Raw genomic sequence first — 25334 nt, 5'->3', positions numbered from 1 at the left:
CGTAATCTGGAGGAGAATAAACAATGATGAAGAAAATCATTATCACGATGACCACTCTGGGTCTGGTTGCTGGAGCACAAATGGCTGCCCAGGCTGGTCCCAAGGAAGATCTGAAAAATTACCGCAGCTACTTTACAAAGAAACTGCCTGCCGGCAAGACTTTGGACGACTATGCTGACGGTATCTACATCTACGATGAAAACATGTACGAAGCCTGGCAGGCGATTGAGGAGTTTCCTCCTTATGAGCTGGACATTAGTGCCGGTGAAAAGGAATACAACACACCTTTCGCCAATGGCAAGACCTATGCCAGCTGTTTCAAGAACGGTGGCAAGGGCATTGCCCAGAACTACCCGTACTGGGATGCCAGGGCCCAAAAGGTCAAGACCTTTGAAGCCGAGCTGAACGAGTGTCGTACCAAAAATGGCGAAAAGCCGCTGGGGTGGAAAAAAGGCAAGCTGGCGCAACTGTCTGCTTATCTGAAGAACACTTCACGTGGTAAGGCCATCAACGTCAAGGTACCTAATGATCCAGGTGCACTGGCTGCCTATAATGACGGCAAGCAGTTCTACTTCGCCCGTCGCGGTCAACTGAACTTCTCTTGTGCACACTGTCACTTTGATGCTGCAGGCAAGTATATCCGCGCAAACATCCTCAGTGCCGGCTTAGGCCAGGCAACCAACTTCCCGGTCTTCCGTTCGAAGTGGGGTGGTCTGGGTACCATGCACCGTCGTTACGGTGGTTGTAACAAGCAGGTTCGCGCCAAGCCATTCAAGGCACAAGGTTCGGAGTACACCAACCTCGAGTACTTCCACACCTACATGTCTAACGGCCTGAAGCTGAACGCGCCAAGTAACCGCCAGTAAGACGGTTTCTTGTTCGCAAAAAAGCCCAACCTTCTGGTTGGGCTTTTTTTATGCCCGGCCGCCGGAAAAAACCCCAAAGATTCTAAAAATAAAGGTAAATCACCCGCATTTGGCATTGAGGCCGGAATACAAAATCGGCTAAAATAAGATAGTTAGCCGTGCCGCCGAGCAATAACAACATGGCGCAACATAAAACCTGAGGTCTGATAAAAAGGCCCTATAACAGAACGGGCACATATCGAAATCATGAACGGAGGATTGAGAGCCTAATGAATATTTCTCGTCGAGAATTCCTGCAGATGCTGGCTGTGGCCAGCGCATCAGGCATGAACCTGAGTGGCTGTGAGCCGGGTTCAGACAAACAGCAGCTGCCTGCCAGCGGCACCAAGGCCACCGCGGCCTCCACCAATATTTACGAGATGCCAGCCTTCGGCAACGTCTCGTTTATGCACTATACCGATTGTCATGCACAGCTTATGCCGGTTTACTTCCGCGAGCCAAACATCAATCTGGGCGTCGCCGGCATGTATGGCAGGCCGCCGCATATCGTCGGCGAGGAACTGCTGAAGTTCTACGGTATCAAACCAGACACCGCATGGGCCCATGCCTATACCTATATCGACTTCGTCGAGGCCGCAGAGAAGTTCGGCAAGGTGGGTGGTTTTGCCCATCTCGCCACACTGGTGAAGAACATCCGTGCGCAGCGCCCGGGGTCACTACTGCTTGACGGTGGCGACACGTGGCAAGGTTCATGGACTGCCCTGCGCACCAACGCACAGGACATGATAGACGCGCAGAAACTGCTCGGCGTCGATATCATGACCGGTCACTGGGAATACACCTACGGTGCCGAACGCGTCCGTGAAGTGCTGGAAAATGACTTCAAGGGGCATATCGACTTTGTTACCCAGAACGTGGTTGATACGGCCTTTGCCGAGCGGGTCTTCAAGCCTTATGTGATCAAGGAGCAGAATGGCATTCCGGTCGCCGTAATCGGCCAGTCCTTCCCCTACACACCAATCGCCAACCCGCGCTTCATGGTGCCTGACTGGAGCTTCGGTGTCCGCGACGACAACATGCAGGAAGTTGTCGACCAGGCCCGTGCCGATGGCGCCCAGGTCGTGGTTGTCGTCTCGCATAACGGCATAGACGTTGACCTGAAGATGGCCAGCCGGGTTACCGGCATTGACGCCATCATGGGTGGTCATACCCATGACGCTGTTCCCGAGCCGGTCAAGGTCAGCAATTCCGGTGGCACCACCCTGGTTATCAATTCCGGATCGAATACCAAGTTCCTCTCCGTCCTTGACTTTGACGTCAAGAACGGCAAGGTTCGCGACTTCAAATACAAGCTGCTGCCGGTATTCTCGAACATGCTCGAGCCCGACCCTCAAATGCAGTCCTACATTGACCAGGTCCGCGCACCGTTCCTCAGCGAACTCAATGAAGAGCTGGCCGTTACCGAGGAACTCCTGTACCGCCGCGGTAACTTCAACGGTACCTTTGACCAACTCATTTGTGACTCCATGATCGAAGTCGAAGATGCCGAGATTTCCTTCTCACCCGGCTTCCGCTGGGGGGTTAGCGTCCTGCCAGGACAGCCAATCACCTTCGAGGAAGTGGCTACCCAGACTGCCATGACCTACCCGATTGTGACGGTTAATGAGATGTCTGCAGAAACCATCAAGACCATCCTCGAAGACGTTGCCGATAACCTCTTCAACGAAGACCCTTACTACCAGCAAGGTGGTGACATGGTTCGCGTTGGCGGTCTCAAGTACAGCATCGACCCGGTCGGTACCATTGGTAATCGTATTTCAGACATGGAACTCAACGGGCAGCCACTTGATCCGAACCGCACATACAAGGTGGCCGGCTGGGCCAGCGTCGGTCGTGAACTTACGGAAGCTGACGGCAAGCCCATCTGGGAAGTGACCTCCGAGTATCTGCGTTCGAAGAAAGTCATCAGTAGCATTGACCTCAATGTACCAAAGATCAAGAACGTTACCGGTAACCCGGGTATCGCCTGATACCGTTCTGATAGCAGTAACGAAAAGGCCCCGCCGTAGTGCGGGGCCTTTTTTTTGGCCATTAATGATTACCAGGTTACTCTGCCCCTGTGATTGGTCAATTGCGGAACCCCTGTAAACTTCCGGAGTCAGGACATTCTCCGATGAGTCGAGACGTTGATAGATCTGTGTTTATATAAGCTTTCTTGGCTTACAGATTCACCACTCACAGAATCCCTTCGGGCTTCATCATGCTGTCTCACAAGATCTTATCGGCTCTGTTGTGAGTACCCTACGCTTCCAGCGTCAGGGCAACCTTAACACACCATAGAACCTTACAGGTTCATCATGGATACCCTAACCTTCGTTCCGAAGGTTCAGGGCAATCTCCGATGTCCGTGGCGATGATAGATCTGTGTTTATATAAACTTTCTTGGCTTACAGATTCACCACTCACAGAATCCCTTCGGGATTCATTATGAGTACCTTAACCATCTCCGATGGTTCAAGGCAAAAAGGCTTACCCATTACAGGTAAGCCTTTGCTTTTATGGTGGGCCGTGGGCGATTCGAACGCCCGACCATCGGATTAAAAGTCCGGTGCTCTACCAGCTGAGCTAACGGCCCTTAAAAAGGAGTCGGCATAATACCCGACTCTGCTGGAATAACAAGTCCGGAAGCCGTATTAAACCGCTTCCAGCTTGCGCAGACCGTTTGGCAGCATACGCATGTCACACATCGACGAGACAAAGGCCTTGGTGAAAGTTGCCTCTTCCTCGTAAACCAGCTTGTAGTACTGGATCTTCATGGTCATGGCGCTGCCGAAGACGATGCCGGCAAAGGCGATCATCGAGCCTACGGCCAGTGTCGACGTGCCGGTAATGGCCTGACCAATGGTGCAACCTACCGCCAGTACGCCACCAAAACCCATCAGCACGGCACCAATCAGGTGCATGAAGAAATCCTTCGCGTTCACAAACCACTCGATACGGAAGCTCTTGCTGACCAGCGCCCAGAGGAAGGAGCCGGCAATCACACCCGTCAATGCCATAATGCCGAAGGTCAGCATGCTGTAATTGAAGCCCTCGGCGGCATAACCCAGGGTCTGGCCCATCGGGTTGATAAAGGTAAACGACTGGGTGCTCCAGGGCGCAATCGAATCAGGCTTGCCTGCCGGACCATCCATCAGGAAGCCCCAGTTTGCAACGACCTCGCGCAAGGACATGATTTCACCATCCATGCTGACCCCGATGTTGTCTGTCAGGTACCAGGCGGCCAGGATGGCGCCACCGACAACCAGGCCGGCCAGGACATTGTCGAAGCTCTTGCGAAAATTCGTGGAGCGAAGGGCATAGATAGCCAGGAGCAGCCCGAGGCCGAGACCTAACCAGGTGCGCATCTGCGCGGCATTCTCGCCGCCAAGAAGCGAGCCCAGATCCTGCGGGCCCGTCAGGTTGATGGCCAGTGGGCGAATCCAGTCATAAAACAGGGCTGACATCAGGGTGATGTCGGTGCCCGGGAACGGGTTAATCATGTAATAGGCAATTACACCAATCACCAGGAGAACCAGAACAGACTTCAGGTTGCCGCCGCCGATACGTATCAGGGTCTTGTTGCCGCAACCACTCGCGAAGGTCATGCCGACACCGAACATGATGCCGCCAAGCAGGTTTTCGGCCCAAATCAGCGTGCTGGCGCGATAGGGGGGGAAGCTGCCGTCGACACTGGCCATACCGGTGGCTTCAAAAATGGCCACGCCAATCATGGCTATGGCGACAGCGAACAGCCAGGCGCGCATACGACCATTGTCACCGATATTGACGATATCCGAGATTGCCCCCATGGTGCAAAAGTTGGTCTTGTTGACGACCGCGCCCATGATCAGCGCGATAACAAACGTGCCCCATAGCAGGGCTGACTGGGCCGATGCGAAATCCTCAAACAACATATTCCGTTCCTCTTCTTGAACGCTGGATAAATTTTATTTTGTCGTACAAAAACGTCTATCGCCATGCTGACGAAGTGGCGAGCATTGTAACCCGAACCTCGTCACATGTCACATTCTGCTATTTTTTATTATAAATTACATGAGGTTAACGGTATAACGTGGGGTCCGGGAGGCCTGCTGCTGCAAAACCTTGCCGACGCAAGCGGCAAGAGTCGCATTCACCACAGGCCTGTCCCTTGATATCGGCATCGTAGCAGGAGATGGTCCGGGCATAGTCGATGCCCAGATCGGTGCCCATGCGAATGATTTCGGCCTTGCTGAGATCGATCAGGGGCGTGTGGATATGAAAGTGCTGCCCTTCGACACCAGCCCTGGTAGCCAGATTGGCAACCTGCTCAAAGGCACGGATAAACGCCGGGCGGCAATCCGGGTAACCGGAATAGTCCACCGCATTCACCCCGATAAAGATATCCTGCGCACCGAGTACCTCCGCCCAGCCGAGGGCAATGGAGAGAAACACGGTATTGCGTGCCGGCACGTAGGTCACCGGGATGGTGTCTGGCTGCACACCATCTTTGGGGACATCGATACAGGCCTCCGTCAGTGCCGAGCCACCTATCGTACCCAGATCCAGATAGACACGTTTATGTTCAGCCACGCCGAGCATATCCGTCACACGATCGGCCGCCGCCAGCTCCGCCACGTGTCGCTGGCCATAATCAAAACTGAGCGCGAAACAGTCATAACCCTCGGCCCGGGCAATCGCCAGCGTCGTCGCCGAGTCCAGGCCGCCGGAAACCAGCACTACCGCCCTTTTCTTTTTTGTCACTTCATTCATCGATTTATATTAAAAGCCCAACGCAGAGGGTCGCTCTCGTGCGTCCATGCACTTCACGACACTCGTTCATCCTGAACATCGCGCTGGATCGCAAAGGACGCCAGGAAAATCATCATCCATCATCACTGCTGTCCCATTAACATAAGCCAGACAAGCAGTAAGCTTCGGATAAAGAAGGCAAACAGGTTGATTGAAACGCATGAACACATGAGGTTTCATCATCCTCTAATCGGCGTTATCCCTTCTCCCTTCGGGAGAAGGCCAGGATGAGGGAGTAAATAAAACAATGTGTTATCCAATCTATATCCCCTCACCCTAACCCTCTCCCGAAGGGAGAGGGAATTAACGAGACAGCAGTGATTCATCATTCATCATTCATCATTCATCATTCATCATTCATCAATTATTCAATGTCCCGGTTTGTCGCCCCAGAGCAGCTTGTGCATCTGCACCTGCATTCTCACCGGCAGGTGATCGGCGAGTATCCAGTCGGCCAGTTGGCGCGGCGCGAGTTTGCCCTGCACCGGCGAATACAGCACCTCACAACGTGAGGTCAGGTCGTGTTCGCTTACCTGGGCACATGACCAGTCATAGTCGGCACGGTCAGCGATCACAAATTTGACCTGATCCTGCTCCTGCAGATGTTCAATATTGGTGTAATCGTTTTTGCTGACTTCACCGGAGGAAGGGGTTTTTAAATCCATGACCCGGCTGACCCGGGTGTCGGCCACGCTGATATCCAGCGCGCCACTGGTTTCCAGTGACACTGCGTAACCGGCATCGCAGAGCTTCGTCAGCAGCTCGGCACAGGCCTTCTGCGCCAGTGGTTCGCCGCCGGTAACACAGACATGCCGGCAGTCATAAGAGGCGACCTGCCTGAGTATCTCGTCCAGCGACAGCCACTCACCACCCTGAAAGGCATAAGTGGTATCGCAGTAACTGCATCGTAACGGACAACCGGTCAGGCGTATGAATACTGTCGGCCAGCCGACGCTACGCGCCTCGCCCTGCAGGGAATAGAATATCTCTGTTATACGCAGACGACTCATGATGAGAAAACAGTGTCGTTACCGACAACGCCGATTTACTGCCCCTGGTTCTTCAACTGCTGCAGCCGTTTTTCCGCCAGGCCTGCCGGGGTCGTTTTCGGGAAACGCGTGATCACCGCTTGCAAGGCCTCGCGAGCCTTGGCAAAATTCTTTAATTCATAATGGCAATAGCCAATCTTGAGCAAGGCATCGGCCTGTTTCTGGCTACTCGAGTAATTATCCAGCACTTTTTGAAACTCAACAATCGCCTGCTCAAAGGCACGGGTGACATAATTAATCTCGCCTATCCAGTACTGGGCATTATCCGCATAACCGCTGTTCGGGTACCTGACCACAAAGTCTGTAAAACGGTTCCTGGCCGGCTCGTAACGCCCCTCCTTGAGTAAATCAAAGGCCTCGCGATAGGCCTTTTCCTCGGTGCCTGGATTAGCCGTTGCCGGATTTCCCTGCTCACGCGGGGCTGTCGGCGCTGTTGACTCCGGCAACTTGGCCGGGGAGCCCGGGGATACGGCAGGCCGGCCATTCTCGAGCTGACCGAGTCGACGGTCGATATCCAGGTACAGGTCGCGCTGGCGTTGCTTGATGCCCTTCATATCGAAACCGTGCTGTTCTACCTCGCCACGCAGCATCTGGACTTCCTGTTGCAAGGCCTCAAGGCGCAGGTATAGATCCACCAGGCCCTGGCTTTCGAGCAGCTTCTCCATCCGCGTGACGCGTTGCTCCAGGCTCTCTTCAGCCACAACCGGGGATGTGAGAAAAAGGCCGGCACTGCAACACAGGGCCAGGAGTAAGGCAGAACCTTGATATCGATGCGGTTTCATAAGCGTTTATCGTGTTTTGTAATTAATCTCGACGCGACGGTTCTGTTGCCAGGCACTCTCATCATGACCATCGGCCAGCGGGCGCTCTTCACCAAAACTCACGGTTTCCAGCTGAACAGGGCTCGCACCCTGGAATAGTAACAGCTGACGCACGGCCTTGGCACGTCGTTCACCGAGGGCGATATTATATTCACGGCTACCCCGTTCATCGGTATGGCCTTCCAGGCTGACCGTGGCCGCGCCGTGACCAGCCAGGTATTCGGCATGGGCCTGCAACACGGGACGATCCGCGGCACGGATCGAGGCACTGTCAAAATCAAAATAAATCACGCGCTGTGACAACAGGCTGGCCGGGTCCTCGAGTGGATGACCCTCGAAGGCAGTGCCAGCCCGGGCACCACGTGCCTGCGCACCTTCGGCGCCCTCCGCACCTTCGGCAATGGTGCCACGGTCTTCAACTGTCGCGCCTTCCTGGGTGCCCAGGCTTTCACAACCGGCGAACAACATCACCGGCAAGAGGACGATGGATAATCTGCTTAACGTTTTCATATTCTGCTCCTTGTCTAACATTATTGGGTACTAAATGGCGACCAGGCGGGTTCCCGCACATCGCCCTGTTGCAGTTCCAGTCGCTGGTGGACGCGACCGTCTACAGATACCGCAGCCAGCACCCCGCGGTTCTGGCTTTCGGTAGCATAAATAATCATGCTGCCATTCGGTGCAAAACTGGGTGACTCGTCCAGGCGGCTATCGGTCAACACCTGCAGGTTGCGGCTGGCCAGTTCCAGTACCGCGATACGAAACGCGCCTTGCTGACCATGCACCATGGCCAGGCGTTGGCCGTCCGGGGAAAATGTGCCACGGCTGTTATATTCGCCTTCGAAGGTCAGCCGCTGCGGCTGACCGCTTTTATTAGCCCCGCTCATGTTCACCATATAAAGTTGCGGTCGGCCACCCCGATCCGAGGTAAACACCAGCTTACGTCCGTCCGGCGACCAGTTTGGCTCGGTATCGATCCCTGGATGCCGGGTAACCTGGCTCAGGGCACCGGTTTGCAGATTATATGTATGCACCTCGGGGTTGCCGGTCTTCGACAGGGTCATGGCCAGATAACGTCCGTCGGGTGACCAGACCGGGGCATTATTCAGCCCGGGGAAGTCAGTGATGCGCCGGCGCTCGCCGCTAAAGACCTCCTGAACAAATATCTCGGGACGCCCTGACTCGAAGGTGACATAGACCAGCTTTTCTCCATCCGGTGACCACGACGGTGACATCAGTGGTTGCTTTGAATCGAGAATGACCTGCTCATTGAAACCGTCGGCATCGGCAATGCTGAGCCGGTACTCCCTGCTCTTGTCGGCGGCCTTGATGGCAGTGATATAAGCGATACGGGTACTGAAGGCCCCGCGTTGCCCTGTCAGTTTTTCGTAAATCAAATCGCTTATGCGGTGCGCCGTACGGCGTACATCATCGGCTGCAAAGGCGATGCTGTAACCGGCCAGTTGCTCGCCCTTGAAAACATCAAACAACTGGAACTGCACCTCGTAACGCGCCCCTCCAAGCTCACGCAGCCGCCCGACCACAAGGCTTTCCATGTTCAACAGCCGCCAGTCGGCAAAACGTACCGCACTGCCATCGTGCGGGCGGGCGATCAGGTCCTGTTCCGGCATGGGGGCAAAACGGCCACTGCGCCCGAGATCGGTAGTGATAATGTCACTCAGGTTATAGGGCAGAGGGGATTTCAAGGTGCTGTTGTCAAACGGTACAATCGCGATCGGCATGGCACCCACGACCCCCTCGGTGATCTGGATCGTCAATGCGGCCTGCAACGGCAGGCTCATTATGAGCCACAACCCGCCACATACAATACTCAACAGATGTCTCAGCTTCATCATGCCTCCGGTATAAATTCAAAATCTATTTCGCGCATACGTGCCGCCACCGCCGGGTCAGCCGGTAAGGGCAAAGGCGCCGCCTTACGCACCGCACTCTCGACACTGCGGTCAAAAACCGCATTACCGCTGCTCTTGATGATCGTCACGCCAACGACATCGCCGCCGGGGATGATATGCACCCGCACGGTACAGGCCAGCCCCTTGGGCACCCCGGCCGGTTTTAGCCAGTGACGCGTCACCTTCTGCCTGATCAGGGCCAGGGACTTGTCTATCTCGCCCTGGGCAGCGGCCTCGGCACGCTCGGTTTCTTCGGCATCGAGTTGCGCCATTAATGCCTGCCGACGCTCATCTTCGCGGCGTTTCGCTTCCGCCGCCTTGCGCCTTGCCTCTTCTTCGGCTTTCTTTGCCTCGGCAGCCTTCTTTGCCTCGGCGGCTTTCTTTGCCTCGGCGATTTTCTTTGCTTCGGCCTGCTCGACTTTTCGCTTGCGCTCAAGCTCGGCCAGGAGTTTTTGTTCCGCCAGCCGTTTTTGCTCGAGTGCCGCCTTTTCCTCTTTTATCTTCTGCAGCCGCTGCTGCTCTTGCTGCTGACGCCTTTCCTCGGCGGCGCGCTTTTTCTTCAGCTCGGCGAGGTTTTTTTCTTCCGCGGCACGGCGCTGTTGCATCTCCCGTTCCTGTTGTTTGAGCTTGTCAATGCGCGCTGCTTCCTGCTGCTGTTTCTGCCGTTCCGCTTGCTTGAGCCTGTCGAGTTCGGCCTTGACCTTGCCGGCATCCACGGCCGTGGCCTTGACCACATTCGGCTGGTTTTGCAACGTGGCCGGCTTGGGCGTCCAGTCGAAACCGATAAATAGCATCAGGAACAGGACAGCATGCACCGCAAGCGCGATCAGAATAGGAACCAGGTTGTTGCGTATTACCCGAAACATTCGTCGACCTTAGCGCGGTGATTCGGTCAGCAGACCGACATTCGGTGCGCCGGCCTGCTGGATCAGGGTCATTGCCACCACCACCTTGCCATAATTGACATTTTCATCACCCCGCACCAGCACTGGTGTGCCCGGTTTGTACTGCATGACTGCGGCCACCCGTTGCACCAGTGCCTCATTGTCAATCGGCTTGTCCTGATCATCGCCGATACTCACATAATAATTGCCGTCAACATCAACCGTGATGACCAAGGGCTCGAGATTCTTGCTGTCCACCGGGTTAGCATCGGCCTGCGGCAAATCCACGGCTACGCCCTGGGTAAGCAATGGCGTGGTCACCATAAAGATAATAAGCAGAACCAGCATGACGTCAATATAGGGAACAACGTTGATTTCACTTATCGGCTTTTTGCGCTGACGTCTGCCCATCAGTCGTGCGCCTGGCGTTGCAGGATGGTGGAAAACTCTTCCATAAAGGTCTCGTAGCGATTCTCGAGGCGTTCCACCCCGTGTGAATAGCGGTTATAGGCGATCACGGCCGGGATCGCGGCAAACAGGCCCATGGCGGTGGCAATCAGGGCCTCGGCGATCCCCGGGGCGACACTGGCGAGGGTCGCCTGCTGCACATTGCCGAGGGCGCGGAAGGAATTCATGATCCCCCATACCGTGCCAAACAGGCCCACGTAGGGACTGGTGGAGCCGACCGTGGCAAGAAACGACAGGTTGGCCTCAACCACATCCATCTCGCGCATCAAGGCGACGCGCATGGAACGTTGCGCACCGGCGAGAACAAACTGCGGGTCACTGTTGCTCTTCTGGCGCAGGCGCACGTACTCCCGAAAACCGGCCTCGAAGATCGCTGCCATGCCAATTGAGCTACGCCTGCCCGAACCCATTTGCTCATATAGTTCACTGAGTTTCTTGCCGGACCAGAAGCGCGCTTCAAATTCATCGGCGGCGCGCATGGCCTTTTTCATGTCCCGCGATTTGCGAATGATCATACTCCAGGATATGACCGAGGCCAGCAGTAATAACAGCATGACCAGTTGCACAACGGGACTGGCGCCCGTCAGCATGTGATAAAGACTTAGATCAGCGTTCAAGCCATGAGCTCCTGTATGATTTGTTGCGGAATAGCGACCGGTTTCCAGCGCTGGGCGTCGATACAGGCCACACGGATCCTGCCACTGCAGAGCGGCTTTTCTTCACCATCCCGGTAAATAGTTTGTGCAAAGGTGAGACTGGTTCGTGTTGAGTCGGCAATCCGGGTCTTGACTCGCAAGCGGTCGTTAAACCGGGCGGGTTGTAACAGGTCCATCTCCACCGCACGCACCACAAACAACAGCTGGTCTTCCTCGCGCAGGCGATCCTGTTCAAAACCCTTGTGCCGTAACATCTCGGTACGTGCCCGCTCCATGAACTTGAGGTAATTGGCGTAATAGACCACACCGCCACTGTCCGTATCTTCGTAGTAAACGCGTATCAACCACAGGAAATCAGTCACAGTTTTTCTATTTCCTCGTTATATTGACTCGCAAGCAGGCAAATAATTCCACTGCATTTAACCATCCGGCTCTTCAGCAAGAGTGATATCCAGCTGCGTCCCATCGACAGCGGCTTGCAGGCCAAAATGCTGGTAGGCGTTACGCGTCGCCATGCGGCCACGCGGGGTGCGCATGATAAAGCCCTGCTGGATCAGGAAAGGCTCAAGGACGTCTTCGATCGTGCCGCGTTCTTCGCCGATCGCTGCCGCCAGGTTATCAACCCCTACCGGGCCACCATCGAAATTGTTGATAATCGCCAGCAACAGTTTCCGGTCCATCATATCAAAACCGTTGCTGTCGACACTGAGCATCAGCATGGCCTTGTCGGCCACCTCGGCCGAGACATGGCCGCTGGCCTTGACCTCGGCATAATCGCGCACGCGGCGCAGCAGGCGGTTGGCGATGCGCGGTGTGCCACGCGAGCGGCGTGCGATCTCGTGCGCGCCACCGGCATCCATGTCGACATTCAATATCTCGGCGCTGCGCGTGACGATGGAGCAGAGCTCATCGGTATTGTAGAACTCGAGGCGCTGCACGATCCCGAAACGGTCCCGCAAGGGCGAGGTCAGCAAGCCGGCGCGGGTTGTCGCGCCAACCAGCGTAAACGGTGGCAGGTCGAGCTTGATGGCGCGCGCCGCGGGGCCTTCACCGATCATGATGTCGATCTGGCGGTCTTCCATGGCCGGATACAAAATCTCCTCGACCACGGCACCGAGGCGGTGGATCTCATCAACAAACAGGACATCATTCGGTTCAAGGTTGGTGAGCAGGGCAACCAGGTCACCGGGGCGTTCCAGCACCGGCCCCGAGGTCTGGCGCATATTCACGCCCATCTCGTTGGCAATGATGTGCGCCAGGGTCGTCTTGCCCAGACCGGGCGGGCCGAACAGCAGCACGTGGTCAAGGGCCTCTGCACGCTTTTTCGCCGCGTGGATAAAGATTTCCATCTGCTCGCAGACCGCTGACTGGCCAACGTAATCGGCCAGCCGCGCCGGGCGGATGGCGTTGTCAACCGCCACATCCTCGGCACTGCCCTGGGCTTCTACAAGTCGATCCGATTCAATCATCGTTGTCTTCCTTACTTCGCCGTGCTTTGCAGGGCGAGACGAATAATGCCTTCACTGCTCATGTCTCTGGTCTCGATGCCACGCACCATGCGGCTGGCCTCGGGCGGCTTGTAACCGAGGGCTATCAGTGCGCTCACGGCATCGGCCACGGCATCGTCAGGTCTCGCCAGCGCGGTGGCCGGGGACACACCCGCACCGCTATCGCCGGCCTCGGCCTGCCATTTCTTGAGCACGTCTTTCATCTCCACGATCAGGCGCTCGGCAGTCTTCTTGCCGACCCCGGGCAGACGCGTCAGCGAGGCCGCATCGCCGTCCGTCACGCAACGAATAAAGTCATCAGCGCTGATGCCGGAAAGGATGGTCAGTCCCAGCCTGGCCCCGACCCCGTTGACCTTGATTAAAGCACGGAACATGGCGCGCTCGTTTTCCGTGGCGAAACCAAACAGGGTATGCGCATCCTCGCGCACGACCAGATGCGTATGCAGGGTCACCTTGCTGCCGATCTCGGGCAGGGCATAAAAGGTCGACATCGGTGCCTCGATCTCGTAGCCGACGCCGTTGACATCCAGCAATAGCTGCGGCGGCTGGCGCACGAGTAACTGCCCGCTCAGACGACCGATCATCGCAGCCTCCCGCCACTGGCACCACTGGCCCCGGGGATCAATTGCAGGGTCCGGCGCGTATGCGCATGGCACAGGGCCACGGCCAGGGCATCGGCGGCATCTTCCTGCGGCGTGGCATTCAGGTTTAACAATACCCGAACCATGTGCTGCACCTGCTCCTTGCTTGCCCCGCCCTTGCCGGCAATGGCCTGTTTGATGGCGCGGGGGGTGTATTCAGACAGTGGCAGGTCACGACTGACCCCGGCGCAGATCGCCGCGCCACGGGCCTGACCCAGCTTCAGGGCTGAATCGGCATTGCGGTGCATAAAGACCTGCTCGACGGCAAATTCATTCGGACGATGCTCACTGATGAGGATATTCAGGTTTTCAAAAATCGTGCCGAGGCGCTGGCCCCAGTCGTCGCCGCTGATGCGGATGCAACCACTGGTAACGTAGCGACTGTGGTTACCATTAACGTCAATGACACCGTAACCGGTCAGGCGTGAACCGGGGTCAATACCGAGTATGCGAACCATGTTATTGACGAGTCAATCCTCCGCGCACGGTGGTTATTGTTGTTTTCAAAGTTGTGCCATTACCTCTTCAGAAATATCGGCATTTGAATAAACATTCTGCACATCATCGAGGTCTTCCAGCGCATCCACCAGGCGCAATACCTTCTCAGCATCTTCCAGGTTCAGGTCGACCGTGGTCGAGGGCTGCATCGTGATCTCGGCATTCTCCGGTACGTGCCCGGCTGCGACCATGGTCTCCTTCACGTCCATGAAGGCTTCCGGCGTGGTCAGCACGTCAATACTGCCGTCGTCATGGGTGGTGACGTCATCAGCACCGGCCTCGAGCGCGGCCTCCATGATGGCGTCTTCGTCGGCACCGGCCGGATAACCGAGGACGCCCTGCTTGCTGAACAGGTAAGCCACCGAACCATCGGTGCCGAGATTGCCACCGGCCTTGCTAAAGGCATGCCGCACCTCGGAAACGGTACGATTGATGTTATCCGTCAGGCAGTCAACCATGATGGCGACCCCGTTGGTACCATAGCCCTCGTAACGGATTTCATCGTAATTCTCACCTTCACCGGCACCGGCGCCGCGCTTGATGGCGCGCTCGACGGTATCCCGGGTCATGTTAACGCCAAGGGCCTTATCAATCGCCGTGCGCAGGCGCGGATTGGCATCCGGGTCTGCCCCGCCCATTTTTGCAGCTACTGTTAACTCACGGATATGCTTGGTAAATATCTTGCCACGTTTGGCATCCTGTGCCGCCTTGCGATGCTTGATGTTCGCCCACTTACTATGACCTGCCATGCCTTGTGTACCTTTCAAAACCACTACAATAAAATTCGCCCGAGTATACCATTTAACCATCCGGGGCGTCACCGCAGAATATCTCTGTGACAGGCTATCTGATTGTTTTTGCTGTTATTGTCAGGCTTTTGCGGGTCGCTCGGGCACCAGCGCCAGGATCGCCTCCCGGTTGGTCCATGAACTGGCCCGTGCTGCGGCCTGCTCACGCGGCAGCCAGCGCACCTGTACATGCTCGGCCCGGTTCAGGCGTATCTCGCAGGCACGCTCCAGTGCCAGGGTGAACACGGTTTCATGGTTATGCGTCACTGCCGGCGCATAGCGCGCACGCCAGGCAGGAGCAATCGGAAAGGTGTTCGCCAGGCCGCTGCCAACGGGGTCAGCGACGAGCCCGGTCTCTTCCTCGAGCTCACGCCGTGCCGCCGCCAGCGCCGACTCGCCCTCGTGCAGGCTACCCGTCACCGACTGCCAGAAGCCACGTGGCGTGGCACGTTCGAGCATCAGCACCTCACCTGCGCAGGCGTAAATGATGACGAGGACGGATTCGGGGCGCTTGAAGGGCATTTTATGATTGATGATTGATGATTGATAACGGATAAGGGGTCGGAGTCGCGTGAGTGTAATGGTTCGCTGAAACAGCAAGCCACGATGTTGGCGACCAGGTCAGAAGCATGTGTAGACAGCGACTCCGACCCCGCTGCACTCTATGGGCTTTTTACTTTACAGGCTGCGAAGCGTACCTTGCATTTATTCATCAATCATCAATCCGAATTCATCAATTTCTTCGAGGTAAGGGGTCGGAGTCGCGCGGACGTGGTGATTTGCTGAGCGGATAAGGGGTCGGAGTCGCGCGGACGTGGTGATTTGCTGGAACAACGAGCCACGATGTTGGCGACCAGGTCAGAAGCATGTGTAGACAGCGACTCCGACCCCGCTGGACTCTATGGGCTTTTTACTTTACAGGCTGCGAAGCGTACCTTGCATTTATTCATCAATCATCAATCCGAATTCATCAATTTCTTCGAGGTAAGGGGTCGGAGTCGCGCGGACGTGGTGATTCGCTGGAACAACGAGCCGCGATGTTGGCGACCAGGTCAAAAGCATGTGTAGACAGCGACTCCGACCCCGATGGACTGTGCCCGGCTTGCTATGAGGTAAGGGGTCGGAGTCGCGCGGACGTGGTGATTTGCTGGAACAACGAGCCGCGGTGTTGGCGACCAGGTCAAAAGCATGTGTAGACAGCGACTCCGACCCCGATGGACTGTGCCCGGCTTGCTATGAGGTAAGGGGTCGGAGTCGCGCGGACGTGGTGATTTGCTGGAACAACGAGCCGCGGTGTTGGCGACCAGGTCAAAAGCATGTGTAGACAGCGACTCCGACCCCGATGGATTCCGAATATGGATACCGGCCTGCGCCGGCATGACGGATATAAAGTTAACGGGACAGCACTGAAACACTTTAATTAAAAACGGCGGCAATGAATACTGCCAAATAAGGCAAAAAAAACCCCGCCGTAGCGGGGTTTTTCGTATCGGTTTAACCGATGGGGTCTTGCTTAGGCAGCATTTACGTTAGATGCCTGCAGGCCCTTGGGACCTTTTTCTACTTCGTAGGTGACGGGCTGACCTTCGGCCAGGGTTTTGAAACCTGAGCCCTGGATCGCGTTGAAATGTACGAATACATCATCGCCGCCGTCGTCCTGAGAAATAAAACCAAAACCTTTCGATTCGTTAAACCACTTTACATTACCTGTAGCCATGTCGCTTTTACCTTAAAAAATTAAACAATTATAGTGTTGCATACAGGTAATGAAACGATGATTCAGGGCGTCACACGGAGGGAACAACCAATTGTGTCAATAACAAAATCTGTAGCTGACCGTACTATAGGGTAATCGCACCGATATAGCCAGTAATATAATTTTTATTATAGCGATAGATATCAATCGCCTGGATGTTTTCGGTTTTTATAGTTCGATGTTTGGCCGCCTGTTATGCGGCCACTGCGCCTGTTTAGATGCAGCCAGGAGATTATTCTACATCGTTTCACAAGAAGCCGGGGAGTAATCGCATCCCCCCCCCACTCCCCTCTGCGGCCTCTGCTGGCGAGCCAGGACAAAAAGACACCCTGCGACCTCAATCGTCCCCAGCCTGCAAGAGGGCATCAAGGGCTTCCGAGAATTCCCCAATATTCAATGGCTTGGTGAGGTAACGCTGGAAGCCTGCCTGCAGACCCTTCTCAATATCGGCGGGCATGGCATTCGCACTGACCGCAATAACCGGTATTTCGGAGGTGGCGGCACTTGCCCGCAGTGTTTGCAAAATCTCGAATCCACTCATGCCGGGCAGGCAGATATCGAGCACGATCAGGTCAGGCCGGTGAGCCTGTGCCAGTTCCAGGCCCAGCTCCGGTGTGGGCGCGGTCAATAGCTGGAGGTCGGGCATCCCCTTGACCAGGGTTTCGACCAGGTGAATGTGACTGGGGCTGTCTTCAATATAGAGCACCGTTTTCTTCTCAACCTCACGCCCGGCGGTACTCACAGCCGCGGAGCTGGTCGCCGGCAGGTCTTGTCCTGGTCCGTGGCTTCGCGGCAGTTCAATCCAGAAGCGACTGCCCTCGCCGACTTTTGACTCGACGCCAAGATGTCCTCCCATGCGCTCGACAAGCTGCTTGGCAATCGTCAAGCCAATGCCGGTTCCCTCCTCCACATCATGGGTGCGAAGATACAGGCGGCTGAAGGGCTCGAATAATCTGGGCAGGTCTTCTTCCGCGATCCCCCGGCCCGTATCTGCAACAACGATGCGTACGGTGTCTGCCCCAACCTCTTCGCAGGACAGGCTCACACTGCCTTTCTGGCAGTTGTACTTCAGCGCGTTTGATAACAGGTTCAGCAGCACCTGCTTGAGGCGCACGGGATCCGCGCGGACATAGATATCTGCACAGGCCTTTACGGTACTGGACAAATTGATCTCCCGCTGCCTGGCCAGCGGCCGTATGGCATCCAGGCCTTCCTGAAAATGCCTGGCCAGTTCAACCGCCTCGATATTCAGCTCGACCTTGTTGGCCTCGATCGCAGACATATCAAGCAGGTCATTCACAATCTCGAGCAGGTGCCAGCCGCCGTTAAGGATCTCCTTAACAGCATTCTTGTCGGTCTGGTCAAGCGTGTTATTCCTGTTTATATCCAGTATCTGGGCAAAACCGAGGATGGCGTGCAGCGGGGTGCGCAATTCGTGACTCATGCAGGACAGAAATTGTGACTTGGCCCGGGACGCCTCTTCAGCCTGCTCCTTGGCCTGCAGCAATTCCTGCTCAACCCTTTTTTTGTCCGTGATGTCGACGAGGGCCGCGCGGATATTCATGTGACCCTTGCTGGTCGATGATGCCAGCATCTGCATATGCACATACAGCGTGGGGTAATCCTTACGTATCAATTCCAATTCCACGCCCTGCTCTTGCTCGGTATCGATAGCCTCTTTAAGACAGTGATGGAAGGCCTGGCTGCTGCCATTGGTAAAAAATGCCGTGAACGGTTTATTGAGTAACTGGCCACGGGGCCGTTTCAGGAGACCGGTAGCAGTAAGGTTTATCTCGCGGATAATGCCCTTCTCATCAAAGGTCAGATAACCCACGGGCGCGAAGTCATACAGGTCAACGTACTTGTTATGCGCGATCTCAAGTTCCAGTTGCTTTTCACGCAACTCGTAATTTTGCATTTCCAGTTCGACCTGGTGTACATCCAGGTCCTGACGCAGGTGTTGCAATTCGGCGTTATCCGCATCCGTAGTATCTTCAGACTGTAAGCGCTCCAGTCGTTCGATTAATTCTGCCTTATTGACCTTTCTGTAATCAGTCATCTCATCCCTCCGCGGTCACAGGTCACCGGGGTTATTCCTGCATTAATCCGTGAGTGGGCGTTCGGTGGTGGCAATAGCCTCCGGCTCGCCCCGCTCGTTTTTTAATAATGACATGGTCACAATAACCTCAAACAGCTTGCCATCCTTGCTCAGGCGTTGCGTACTGATCGGCCTGACCAGTTGACCCTGCCGCAGCTTGTTTATCCGCATGCCCATCTTTTGTCGTTTGTCTTCGGGCACAATGATGCTGATATCCACATTGAGTGCCTCTTCTTCACTATAGCCGTAAATCTCCACCGCACGCGGGTTCCACGCCAGGATATGGCCGTCCAGGTCATGTACCGTGATGGCATCATTGGAGTCCTCCACCACCGTGGCGAGGCGGCTGGCGCGCTGTAACAACTTGCTGTCGGTGATATCGACAAAGATGATCAGGGCGCCCTTTATGCGGTTATCCGAAGTCCGGTATGGCGTAATGCGCATGGTATACCAATATCCTTCATCATCGCGGACTTTCGTGGCCAGGGGGTGAAGCGATTCAATTACCTTGCGCACGTGGTCAACGATATCACCGATATCGAAATTGAGGCGGATATCGCCGATAGAGCGGCCAACGTCACCATCGATCAAATTCAACAAGTCGCGGGTCCTCGGCGAGAAGAAACGAATCTTCAGTGCCTCGTCGAGCATAATCAATGGCAGGTCGGTACTGGCGATCAGGTTATTCAGATCATCGTTGGACGTGGATAACTCGGTATTGCGATTCTCCAGTTCCTCGTTCACGGTAATCAATTCTTCGTTCGTGGACTGCAGTTCTTCCTTGGAGGTTTCCAGTTCCTCGTTGGTACTCTGCAATTCCTCGTTGGTACTCTGCAATTCCTCGTTGGTACTCTGCAGCTCCTCGTTGGTGGCCTGGATCCCTTCGTTAGCCGCTTCCTGATCCTCAATGATGGACCGCGAATAGGCCCTGGCATCCGCGAGTTCCTGTTCCAGCCTTTTTATATGCTCTGCTTCCTTGCTCGGGGCCTGCTTCTTGCCGGCCGTTCCCTTCGCTGCTGTCTTCACTGCATGTTCCGCGACTTTCCGGAAAAGCACCAGGTAGTGGGCCTCCTCGGAACCCTGTTCCGGGAGAGGCAACACTTCGATGTTGATCTCCAGCATGTTGCCATTGTGGCGCAGGTGCAGGCCTTCCCGCCGGCTCGACGCTTTGTCGCGTAACGCATTGCGGACAAGCAGATGCAGCTCCATCGTCAGGTTCGGGTGCTCCAGCTTAATCAGGTTCAGGCTCGCCGCGCCGGGCGCCGGGGCGAGATAGGGGCCGGTGAAGCCTATGAATTGCACGACGTCCATGCGTTCGTTGATGACCACCGCGGCCGGGCTGTACTGGTTGAGGATGACCGCTTCGGCGAGCCGTTGCAGATCAACGGGCTCATGCCTGGCCCGCGGCAATTTTCTGACCGCCATGGAGGCTGGCGGCGAGGTAACCCTTCCGGTGTTCGGGGTATGATAATGCAGCTGCCGGCTAACATCTTTCTTTCTGTAAATCTTGTTTGCCTCGTCTTCAGCGGCAAACATATCCGCGGATGCCCCCACTGTCTCAGAGGTCCCCAGGAACAGGTAACCCCCCTGATTGAGCGCATAGTGCAGGGTCTGCAGCACCTTGCGTTGCAAGGTCGTGTTCATGTAAATCATCATATTGCGGCATGCAATCAGGTCCTGATGGGAAAAAGGCGGATCCTTGGTGATGTTTTGCACGGCAAAGATACACAGGTCGCGGAGACGCTTGTTAATTTGATAGCCCTGCGGCACCTTGGTAAAGAAGCGCTGCAGGCGTTCCCGGGAGACCTCGGCGACAATACCTTCAGGGTAAATGGCCGCACGCGCCCGGGCGATTGCCTGTTCGTCGATATCCGAGGCAAACACCTGAATCGGTGTGCTGTTCATGTCGTCGTCGAGGAACTCGATCAGAACCATGATAATCGAATAGACTTCTTCGCCCGTTGAACAACCCGGTACCCAGATGCGGACAGGATGCTCACCAGAGCGTTCACGCACGAGCATCGGGAAGACCTTCTTCTTGAGGGCCGAGAACGCGTCCGGATCACGGAAAAAGCTGGTGACGTTGATGAGGATATCCTGGAAGAGCGCATCCAGTTCGACGGGATGCAAACCCAGGTAGCGCACATAGTCTTTCAGCCGTTCGATCTTGTGCATCAGCATGCGACGACTGATCCGCCGCTGGATAGAAGTCGTCTTATAGTAGGTAAAGTCGTTACCCGTGCGGTTGCGTAACAGCCAGAAGATCTTTTCCAGTTCGCCATCGATGCGCTCACGATCTTCCTTGCCGGCGACGAGATCAGTCCGCAGCACAGCCGGGTGTCGGGCAAGATGAGCAAGTTCGTTGGCAATGTCCTTCGGCGGCAGCACAAAATCCACGCAGCCAGTAGCAATGGCGCTCGCGGGCATGCTGTCGTAATGGGCGGTTTCCAGTGCCTGCGCGAAGGTGATACCGTCTCCGGCCTTGATGGCCTTCAACCCCAGGGTGCCATCCGAGGCACTGCCGGAGAGAATCACGGCAATGGCCTTGCTGCCCCGTTCCTTCGCCAGGGACTGGAAAAAATAGTCAATCGGCAGGTGTTGCCCTTTAGCCTCACGTGGCATCAGGTGCAGGGCATTTTTGAAGATACCCAGGTTCGTGTTCGGCGGGATCACATAGACGTGATTGGGCCTTACCTTCATGCCGTCAGTGACTTCAGAGACATCCAGTATGGTTTCCCGCGCCAGCAGTTCGGTCATCATGCTCTTGTGTCCGGGTGCCAGGTGCTGAACCAGCACGAAGGCCATACCGGTATCCGCCGGCAGGTGCTGGAGTAATTCCGTCACTGCCTCCAGCCCACCGGCAGAGGCGCCGATACCGACCACCAGAAAATCTGTGTCGCCGTGTTCCGGCATAGCCGGGCTGGTTGCCTTTTTTTGTTTGCCCGTGGCGGTCTTCTTGCGGGAACTCGCTATAAGCGGTGTCTTTTTCGAAGCCATCTTCTTGCGCGGGGCTGTCGCGACAGGAGCTTTCTTCGCTGTGGCTTTCTTGCGGGGTTTTGCCGCGACAGGTGGTTTTTTCGAGGCCGTTTTCTTTTTTGTTATTTTCTTTCTGGCCGGCATGAAGTTACCTGATGTTGGCGTTATGAAGAGGCATTCCTGCCGCTTGATACGGAAATAAATATAAAGAATATCAGGGGTGATTACCAGATACGCCCAATGTGTATAGTAGTTATACGTAGTTCCGTGCATAAAACAAGTAAAGCCCGGCAATGCCGGGCTTTACTTGTTGCATTTATACAGCAGATATCCGCAGACGGTTGGCTTTCACGGCATAACAGCCTGCATGGACAGGTTATGAATCCTGCCTGGCCGGTTTCCGAATCCGTAGACTGAGTTCCTTGAGCTGCGCCTCACTCACCTGCGAGGGCGCATCGGTGAGCAGGCAGTTGGCGCTTTGGGTCTTCGGGAAGGCCATGACTTCGCGAATCGAGTCGGCGCCGGCCATGAGCATAACCAGCCTGTCCAGGCCGAAGGCGATACCGCCATGAGGCGGGCAACCATAGGCCAGCGCCTCGAGCAGAAAGCCAAACTTGTCGTTGGCCTCTTCCTCACTAATACCGAGCAGCTTGAAGACGCTGGCCTGCATGTCGGCATCGTGGATACGCACGGAACCACCACCGACTTCGCTGCCGTTGAGGATCATGTCGTAGGCCCGCGACAGGGCCTTGACCGGGTCGGCAAGCAATTCTTCCGCACTGCAGCCTGGCGAGGTGAAAGGATGATGCAGGGCATGCAGATTGCCCGTGGCCGGGTCCTTTTCAAACATCGGGAAGTCGACCACCCATAACGGGCGCCAGCCCTCTTCGACCAGGCCGGTGTCATGACCGAGCTTAATGCGCAGGGCGCCCAGCGCCTCGTTGACGATGTGCGCCTTGTCGGCACCGAAGAAGATGAGATCGCCGTTTTCGGCACCGGTGCGCTGCATGATGCCGTCCACGGTCGCATCGGGCAGGAATTTCAGGATCGGCGACTGCAGGCCATCACGACCGGCCGCCGCGTCGTTGACCTTGATATAGGCCAGACCCCTGGCACCGTAGATGCTGACGTATTTGGTGTAGTCATCGATGTGCTTGCGCGACAGCTCGCTGCCCTTCGGCAGGCGCAGGGCGGCAACGCGGCCTTCCGGGTCGGCGGCCGGGCCGGCAAAGACCTTGAATTCAACTGCCTGCATGAGGTCATCGACGTCCACCAGCTCCAGCGGGATACGCAGATCCGGCTTGTCGACGCCGTAACGCCGGATGGCCTCTGCATGGCTCATGCGCGGGAAGGGTTTGGCCAGTTGCACGCCGAGCACGCGGTCAAAGACATTGCGGATCATGTCCTCGTTGATCTGCATGATCGCCTCCTCGTCCATGAAGGAGGTCTCGATATCAAGCTGGGTAAATTCCGGCTGGCGGTCGGCACGCAGGTCTTCATCACGGAAACAGCGGACGATCTGGTAGTAACGGTCCATGCCGGAGACCATCAGCAACTGCTTGAACAGCTGGGGTGACTGCGGCAGGGCGAAAAACTCGCCTTCATGGGTGCGGCTCGGCACGAGGTAGTCTCGCGCGCCTTCCGGGGTGGCCTTGGTCAGGATCGGGGTCTCGATATCCATGAAGCCGTTGGCATCGAGTTGTTCACGGAGGGCACGGGTGACTTCGGAGCGCAGGCGCAGCTTGCGCAGCATCTCCGGGCGGCGCAGGTCGATGTAACGGTAGCGCAGGCGCACCTCTTCGCGGACCTCGGTCTCCTCGTCGAGCGGGAACGGCGGGGTCTTGGCGCTGTTGAGGATCTCGAGTTCCCGGGCCAGGACCTCGATCTTGCCGCTGGCCAGGTCTTTGTTGACCGTGCCTTCAGGACGATGACGTACCAGGCCTTTTATACGAAGTACATACTCACTACGACAACGCTCGGCGTTGGCAAACGCGGCCTCGGTGTCCGGGTCAATAACGACCTGTACCAGGCCCTCACGGTCACGCAGGTCGATAAAGATGACGCCACCATGGTCACGGCGACGGTGTGCCCAGCCGCAGAGTTCCACCGTTGAATCGATGAGGCTCTCGTTAACATGGCCGCAATAATGAGTTCGCATTGGATTTGTTCCCAGACCTAGTAAAGGGCGGGAATCTTAAGTGGTTACAGGACTTTATGCAATATCTGCAGGGGCTTTCTGCAGTTTTTCGGCCGGCCATTTAGGCTCGACCAGCCCCAGCGAGATGACCATTTTCAGCGCCTCGTCGACGCTCATCTCCAGTTCCACCACGTCTTTGGTCGGCACAAGGATAATAAACCCCGAGGTCGGGTTCGGTGTGGTCGGCACAAATACGGTGGTCACCTCTTCACCGGTTCGCGCCTGGATCTCGCCGCCGCTGTTACCCGTCTGGAGTGCCAGGGTATAAAGCCCCTTGCGCGGGTACTCGATCAGCAGGACCTTGCGAAACGACTTGCCCGTGGAAGAAAACACCGTTTCGGCGACCTGTTTGACGCTCTGGTAGATACTCCGCACCAGCGGGATCCGACCGAGCAGCGACTCCCATACCGTGACCAGCTTGCGACCAAACAGGTTGGCGACGAGCAGGCCGGTAAGGACAACGATGGTCAACATCACCACCAGGGCCAGCAGCACATCCAGGAAGGGGATCTCCAGCCCGAGCAGGGCCTCCGGCCGGTAGGCGGCCGGCATCAGGTCAAGAAGCTTTTCGACCAGCCCGACCAGCAGCGTGAATACCAGCAGGGTGACCCCGAGCGGCAACCAGACCAGCAGACCGGCAATCAGGTAACGACGAAACATACGAATGCTCGCCCCGGCTAGCTGCTGCTGCAGCTACCCTCGCCGCAACCGCCGCCTGACCCCTTGCGGTCACCAGCGACGTTTTTCTTGTCGCCGCTCTTGAAATCGGTCTCGTACCAGCCGCCGCCCTTGAGGCGGAAGCCGGCGGCGGAAATCTGCTTTTGCAAGGCAGGTTTACCACACTCGGGGCATTCGCTGAGCGGCGCGTCGCTCATCTTTTGCAGCGCTTCCAGCTGATGGCCGCAATCAGTACACACATATTCATAAATGGGCATTATTCATTCCTGTCTATACAGTGATATTCACCGCCCCCCGTTTATGGGGGCGGCCCACCCGCTTTTCAACTCAGATAAAATGATCCATATCCCGGCCGCCAGTATGCGCCTCTTCCCGGCGTGCCGCATCAATAGCTTTTTGCAGTGCAGCATGTTCATGCTCACCCAGTCCGCGCAGGTATAGCTGCGCGGCGTGCAGCACCTTTTCCATGTAGCCCATGCGGTAGTTCAGGTTCAACAGCGCCTTGGCAACGTAATGCGGGTCATTGTCCTGCTCCCGCATCTGTGCAGCCGTTTCGAGCGCTTCTTGCAGTTCTGCTGCTGTCGGCTTGCCCATACCCACCTCCCGATATTAACTTTATACATAAATCACTGCTGTCCCGTTAACATAAGCCTGACAAGCAGCAAGCTTCGGGTAAATAAGGTAACCAGGTTGATTGATGCGCA

The 25334-nt window shown here is 56.1% G+C and carries 24 protein-coding genes and 1 tRNA gene; 2 read left to right on the top strand and 23 right to left on the bottom strand.

The annotated features are described in order from the left end of the window. Positions 1 to 23 precede the first annotated feature (23 nt). Both soxA and soxB read left to right on the top strand, forming a co-directional pair. Positions 24 to 866, top strand: a complete 843-nt coding sequence (gene soxA / locus RQ738_RS06805; RefSeq protein ID WP_314163198.1) for a sulfur oxidation c-type cytochrome SoxA — start codon at positions 24 to 26, stop codon at positions 864 to 866. A gap of 269 nt (positions 867 to 1135) precedes the next feature. Beyond that, positions 1136 to 2896, top strand: a complete 1761-nt coding sequence (gene soxB / locus RQ738_RS06800; RefSeq protein WP_314163196.1) for a thiosulfohydrolase SoxB — start codon at positions 1136 to 1138, stop codon at positions 2894 to 2896. Positions 2897 to 3425: 529 nt separating this feature from the next. Here soxB and RQ738_RS06795 read toward each other — a convergent pair. The 23 genes from RQ738_RS06795 to RQ738_RS06685 all read right to left on the bottom strand — a co-directional run bounded on the left by RQ738_RS06795 (position 3426) and on the right by RQ738_RS06685 (position 25224). Beyond that, positions 3426 to 3501 (bottom strand) — tRNA-Lys (locus tag RQ738_RS06795). A gap of 58 nt (positions 3502 to 3559) precedes the next feature. Beyond that, the gene (locus tag RQ738_RS06790) at positions 3560 to 4822 is read right to left on the bottom strand and encodes a YeeE/YedE family protein (protein WP_314163192.1); all 1263 of its coding nucleotides are present in this window, start codon (positions 4820 to 4822) and stop codon (positions 3560 to 3562) included. A gap of 145 nt (positions 4823 to 4967) precedes the next feature. Continuing rightward, the gene (gene queC, locus RQ738_RS06785) at positions 4968 to 5660 is read right to left on the bottom strand and encodes a 7-cyano-7-deazaguanine synthase QueC (protein ID WP_314163188.1); all 693 of its coding nucleotides are present in this window, start codon (positions 5658 to 5660) and stop codon (positions 4968 to 4970) included. A 407-nt stretch (positions 5661 to 6067) separates the two neighbouring features. Then, positions 6068 to 6712, bottom strand: coding sequence for a 7-carboxy-7-deazaguanine synthase QueE (gene queE / locus RQ738_RS06780; protein ID WP_314163211.1), 645 nt, complete (start codon positions 6710 to 6712; stop codon positions 6068 to 6070). 32 nt (positions 6713 to 6744) lie between these two features. Next, entirely contained in the window at positions 6745 to 7530 is a 786-nt protein-coding gene (ybgF, locus tag RQ738_RS06775; protein WP_314163182.1) for a tol-pal system protein YbgF, read from the bottom strand. A gap of 6 nt (positions 7531 to 7536) precedes the next feature. Continuing rightward, positions 7537 to 8079 carry a peptidoglycan-associated lipoprotein Pal gene (pal, locus tag RQ738_RS06770; RefSeq protein WP_314163178.1) on the bottom strand — a complete coding sequence of 181 codons (543 nt, stop codon included), beginning with the start codon at positions 8077 to 8079 and terminating at the stop codon, positions 7537 to 7539. Positions 8080 to 8099: 20 nt separating this feature from the next. Next, positions 8100 to 9422: a Tol-Pal system beta propeller repeat protein TolB gene (gene tolB, locus RQ738_RS06765; RefSeq protein ID WP_314163176.1), complete on the bottom strand. Its 1323-nt coding sequence runs from the start codon at positions 9420 to 9422 to the stop codon at positions 8100 to 8102. Then, positions 9422 to 10348: a cell envelope integrity protein TolA gene (gene tolA / locus RQ738_RS06760; protein ID WP_314163174.1), complete on the bottom strand. Its 927-nt coding sequence runs from the start codon at positions 10346 to 10348 to the stop codon at positions 9422 to 9424. The genes tolB and tolA overlap by 1 nt, the downstream gene beginning before the upstream one ends. Positions 10349 to 10357: 9 nt before the next feature. Then, positions 10358 to 10777, bottom strand: a complete 420-nt coding sequence (gene tolR, locus RQ738_RS06755) for a protein TolR (protein ID WP_314163171.1) — start codon at positions 10775 to 10777, stop codon at positions 10358 to 10360. Beyond that, positions 10777 to 11451 (bottom strand): protein TolQ, encoded by a 675-nt coding sequence (tolQ, locus tag RQ738_RS06750; protein WP_314163169.1) that lies wholly within the window; start codon positions 11449 to 11451, stop codon positions 10777 to 10779. The genes tolR and tolQ overlap by 1 nt, the downstream gene beginning before the upstream one ends. After that, a complete protein-coding gene (gene ybgC, locus RQ738_RS06745; RefSeq protein ID WP_314163168.1) occupies positions 11448 to 11852 on the bottom strand; it encodes a tol-pal system-associated acyl-CoA thioesterase in 405 nt (134 codons plus the stop codon). Before ybgC ends, tolQ begins: the two co-directional genes overlap by 4 nt. Before the next feature lie 57 nt (positions 11853 to 11909). Next, complete coding sequence (ruvB, locus tag RQ738_RS06740; RefSeq protein WP_314163166.1) at positions 11910 to 12959, bottom strand: Holliday junction branch migration DNA helicase RuvB; 1050 nt, start codon at positions 12957 to 12959, stop codon at positions 11910 to 11912. Between the two features lie 11 nt (positions 12960 to 12970). Next, complete coding sequence (ruvA, locus tag RQ738_RS06735; RefSeq protein ID WP_314163164.1) at positions 12971 to 13582, bottom strand: Holliday junction branch migration protein RuvA; 612 nt, start codon at positions 13580 to 13582, stop codon at positions 12971 to 12973. Continuing rightward, positions 13579 to 14097, bottom strand: a complete 519-nt coding sequence (ruvC, locus tag RQ738_RS06730) for a crossover junction endodeoxyribonuclease RuvC (RefSeq protein ID WP_314163162.1) — start codon at positions 14095 to 14097, stop codon at positions 13579 to 13581. The genes ruvA and ruvC overlap by 4 nt, the downstream gene beginning before the upstream one ends. A gap of 45 nt (positions 14098 to 14142) precedes the next feature. After that, entirely contained in the window at positions 14143 to 14886 is a 744-nt protein-coding gene (locus RQ738_RS06725) for a YebC/PmpR family DNA-binding transcriptional regulator (RefSeq protein ID WP_314163159.1), read from the bottom strand. A 120-nt stretch (positions 14887 to 15006) separates the two neighbouring features. Continuing rightward, positions 15007 to 15447, bottom strand: a complete 441-nt coding sequence (gene nudB, locus RQ738_RS06720) for a dihydroneopterin triphosphate diphosphatase (protein WP_314163158.1) — start codon at positions 15445 to 15447, stop codon at positions 15007 to 15009. Positions 15448 to 16438: 991 nt separating this feature from the next. Continuing rightward, the gene (locus RQ738_RS06715) at positions 16439 to 16642 is read right to left on the bottom strand and encodes a cold-shock protein (protein WP_314163156.1); all 204 of its coding nucleotides are present in this window, start codon (positions 16640 to 16642) and stop codon (positions 16439 to 16441) included. A 376-nt stretch (positions 16643 to 17018) separates the two neighbouring features. Beyond that, complete coding sequence (locus tag RQ738_RS06710; protein ID WP_314163154.1) at positions 17019 to 18740, bottom strand: ATP-binding protein; 1722 nt, start codon at positions 18738 to 18740, stop codon at positions 17019 to 17021. Positions 18741 to 18782: 42 nt separating this feature from the next. After that, positions 18783 to 21899: a chemotaxis protein CheB gene (locus RQ738_RS06705; RefSeq protein WP_314163152.1), complete on the bottom strand. Its 3117-nt coding sequence runs from the start codon at positions 21897 to 21899 to the stop codon at positions 18783 to 18785. A gap of 232 nt (positions 21900 to 22131) precedes the next feature. After that, the gene (gene aspS, locus RQ738_RS06700) at positions 22132 to 23913 is read right to left on the bottom strand and encodes an aspartate--tRNA ligase (protein ID WP_314163145.1); all 1782 of its coding nucleotides are present in this window, start codon (positions 23911 to 23913) and stop codon (positions 22132 to 22134) included. A 54-nt stretch (positions 23914 to 23967) separates the two neighbouring features. Beyond that, entirely contained in the window at positions 23968 to 24612 is a 645-nt protein-coding gene (locus RQ738_RS06695; protein WP_314163140.1) for a DUF502 domain-containing protein, read from the bottom strand. A gap of 17 nt (positions 24613 to 24629) precedes the next feature. Further along, entirely contained in the window at positions 24630 to 24887 is a 258-nt protein-coding gene (locus RQ738_RS06690) for a zinc ribbon domain-containing protein (RefSeq protein ID WP_314163138.1), read from the bottom strand. 70 nt (positions 24888 to 24957) lie between these two features. After that, entirely contained in the window at positions 24958 to 25224 is a 267-nt protein-coding gene (locus RQ738_RS06685) for a hypothetical protein (protein ID WP_314163136.1), read from the bottom strand. Positions 25225 to 25334 lie beyond the last annotated feature (110 nt).

Origin of the sequence: Sulfuriflexus sp., assembly GCF_032250955.1 — a bacterium.
In the GTDB taxonomy this organism is placed as follows: domain Bacteria; phylum Pseudomonadota; class Gammaproteobacteria; order AKS1; family AKS1; genus Sulfuriflexus.
This window is presented reverse-complemented; position numbering and strand designations above follow the sequence as displayed.

What these genes read in the sequence shown, in the direction of transcription:
- soxA (WP_314163198.1), top strand. Translation starts at nt 24, where the DNA reads ATGATGAAGAAAATCATTATCACGATGACCACTCTGGGTCTGGTTGCT.
- soxB (WP_314163196.1), top strand. Translation starts at nt 1,136, where the DNA reads ATGAATATTTCTCGTCGAGAATTCCTGCAGATGCTGGCTGTGGCCAGC.
- RQ738_RS06790 (WP_314163192.1), bottom strand. Translation starts at nt 4,822, where the DNA reads ATGTTGTTTGAGGATTTCGCATCGGCCCAGTCAGCCCTGCTATGGGGC.
- queC (WP_314163188.1), bottom strand. Translation starts at nt 5,660, where the DNA reads ATGAATGAAGTGACAAAAAAGAAAAGGGCGGTAGTGCTGGTTTCCGGC.
- ybgF (WP_314163182.1), bottom strand. Translation starts at nt 7,530, where the DNA reads ATGAAACCGCATCGATATCAAGGTTCTGCCTTACTCCTGGCCCTGTGT.
- pal (WP_314163178.1), bottom strand. Translation starts at nt 8,079, where the DNA reads ATGAAAACGTTAAGCAGATTATCCATCGTCCTCTTGCCGGTGATGTTG.
- tolB (WP_314163176.1), bottom strand. Translation starts at nt 9,422, where the DNA reads ATGAAGCTGAGACATCTGTTGAGTATTGTATGTGGCGGGTTGTGGCTC.
- tolA (WP_314163174.1), bottom strand. Translation starts at nt 10,348, where the DNA reads ATGTTTCGGGTAATACGCAACAACCTGGTTCCTATTCTGATCGCGCTT.
- tolR (WP_314163171.1), bottom strand. Translation starts at nt 10,777, where the DNA reads ATGGGCAGACGTCAGCGCAAAAAGCCGATAAGTGAAATCAACGTTGTT.
- ruvB (WP_314163166.1), bottom strand. Translation starts at nt 12,959, where the DNA reads ATGATTGAATCGGATCGACTTGTAGAAGCCCAGGGCAGTGCCGAGGAT.
- ruvA (WP_314163164.1), bottom strand. Translation starts at nt 13,582, where the DNA reads ATGATCGGTCGTCTGAGCGGGCAGTTACTCGTGCGCCAGCCGCCGCAG.
- ruvC (WP_314163162.1), bottom strand. Translation starts at nt 14,097, where the DNA reads ATGGTTCGCATACTCGGTATTGACCCCGGTTCACGCCTGACCGGTTAC.
- RQ738_RS06725 (WP_314163159.1), bottom strand. Translation starts at nt 14,886, where the DNA reads ATGGCAGGTCATAGTAAGTGGGCGAACATCAAGCATCGCAAGGCGGCA.
- nudB (WP_314163158.1), bottom strand. Translation starts at nt 15,447, where the DNA reads ATGCCCTTCAAGCGCCCCGAATCCGTCCTCGTCATCATTTACGCCTGC.
- RQ738_RS06715 (WP_314163156.1), bottom strand. Translation starts at nt 16,642, where the DNA reads ATGGCTACAGGTAATGTAAAGTGGTTTAACGAATCGAAAGGTTTTGGT.
- RQ738_RS06710 (WP_314163154.1), bottom strand. Translation starts at nt 18,740, where the DNA reads ATGACTGATTACAGAAAGGTCAATAAGGCAGAATTAATCGAACGACTG.
- RQ738_RS06705 (WP_314163152.1), bottom strand. Translation starts at nt 21,899, where the DNA reads ATGCCGGCCAGAAAGAAAATAACAAAAAAGAAAACGGCCTCGAAAAAA.
- aspS (WP_314163145.1), bottom strand. Translation starts at nt 23,913, where the DNA reads ATGCGAACTCATTATTGCGGCCATGTTAACGAGAGCCTCATCGATTCA.
- RQ738_RS06695 (WP_314163140.1), bottom strand. Translation starts at nt 24,612, where the DNA reads ATGTTTCGTCGTTACCTGATTGCCGGTCTGCTGGTCTGGTTGCCGCTC.
- RQ738_RS06690 (WP_314163138.1), bottom strand. Translation starts at nt 24,887, where the DNA reads ATGCCCATTTATGAATATGTGTGTACTGATTGCGGCCATCAGCTGGAA.
- RQ738_RS06685 (WP_314163136.1), bottom strand. Translation starts at nt 25,224, where the DNA reads ATGGGCAAGCCGACAGCAGCAGAACTGCAAGAAGCGCTCGAAACGGCT.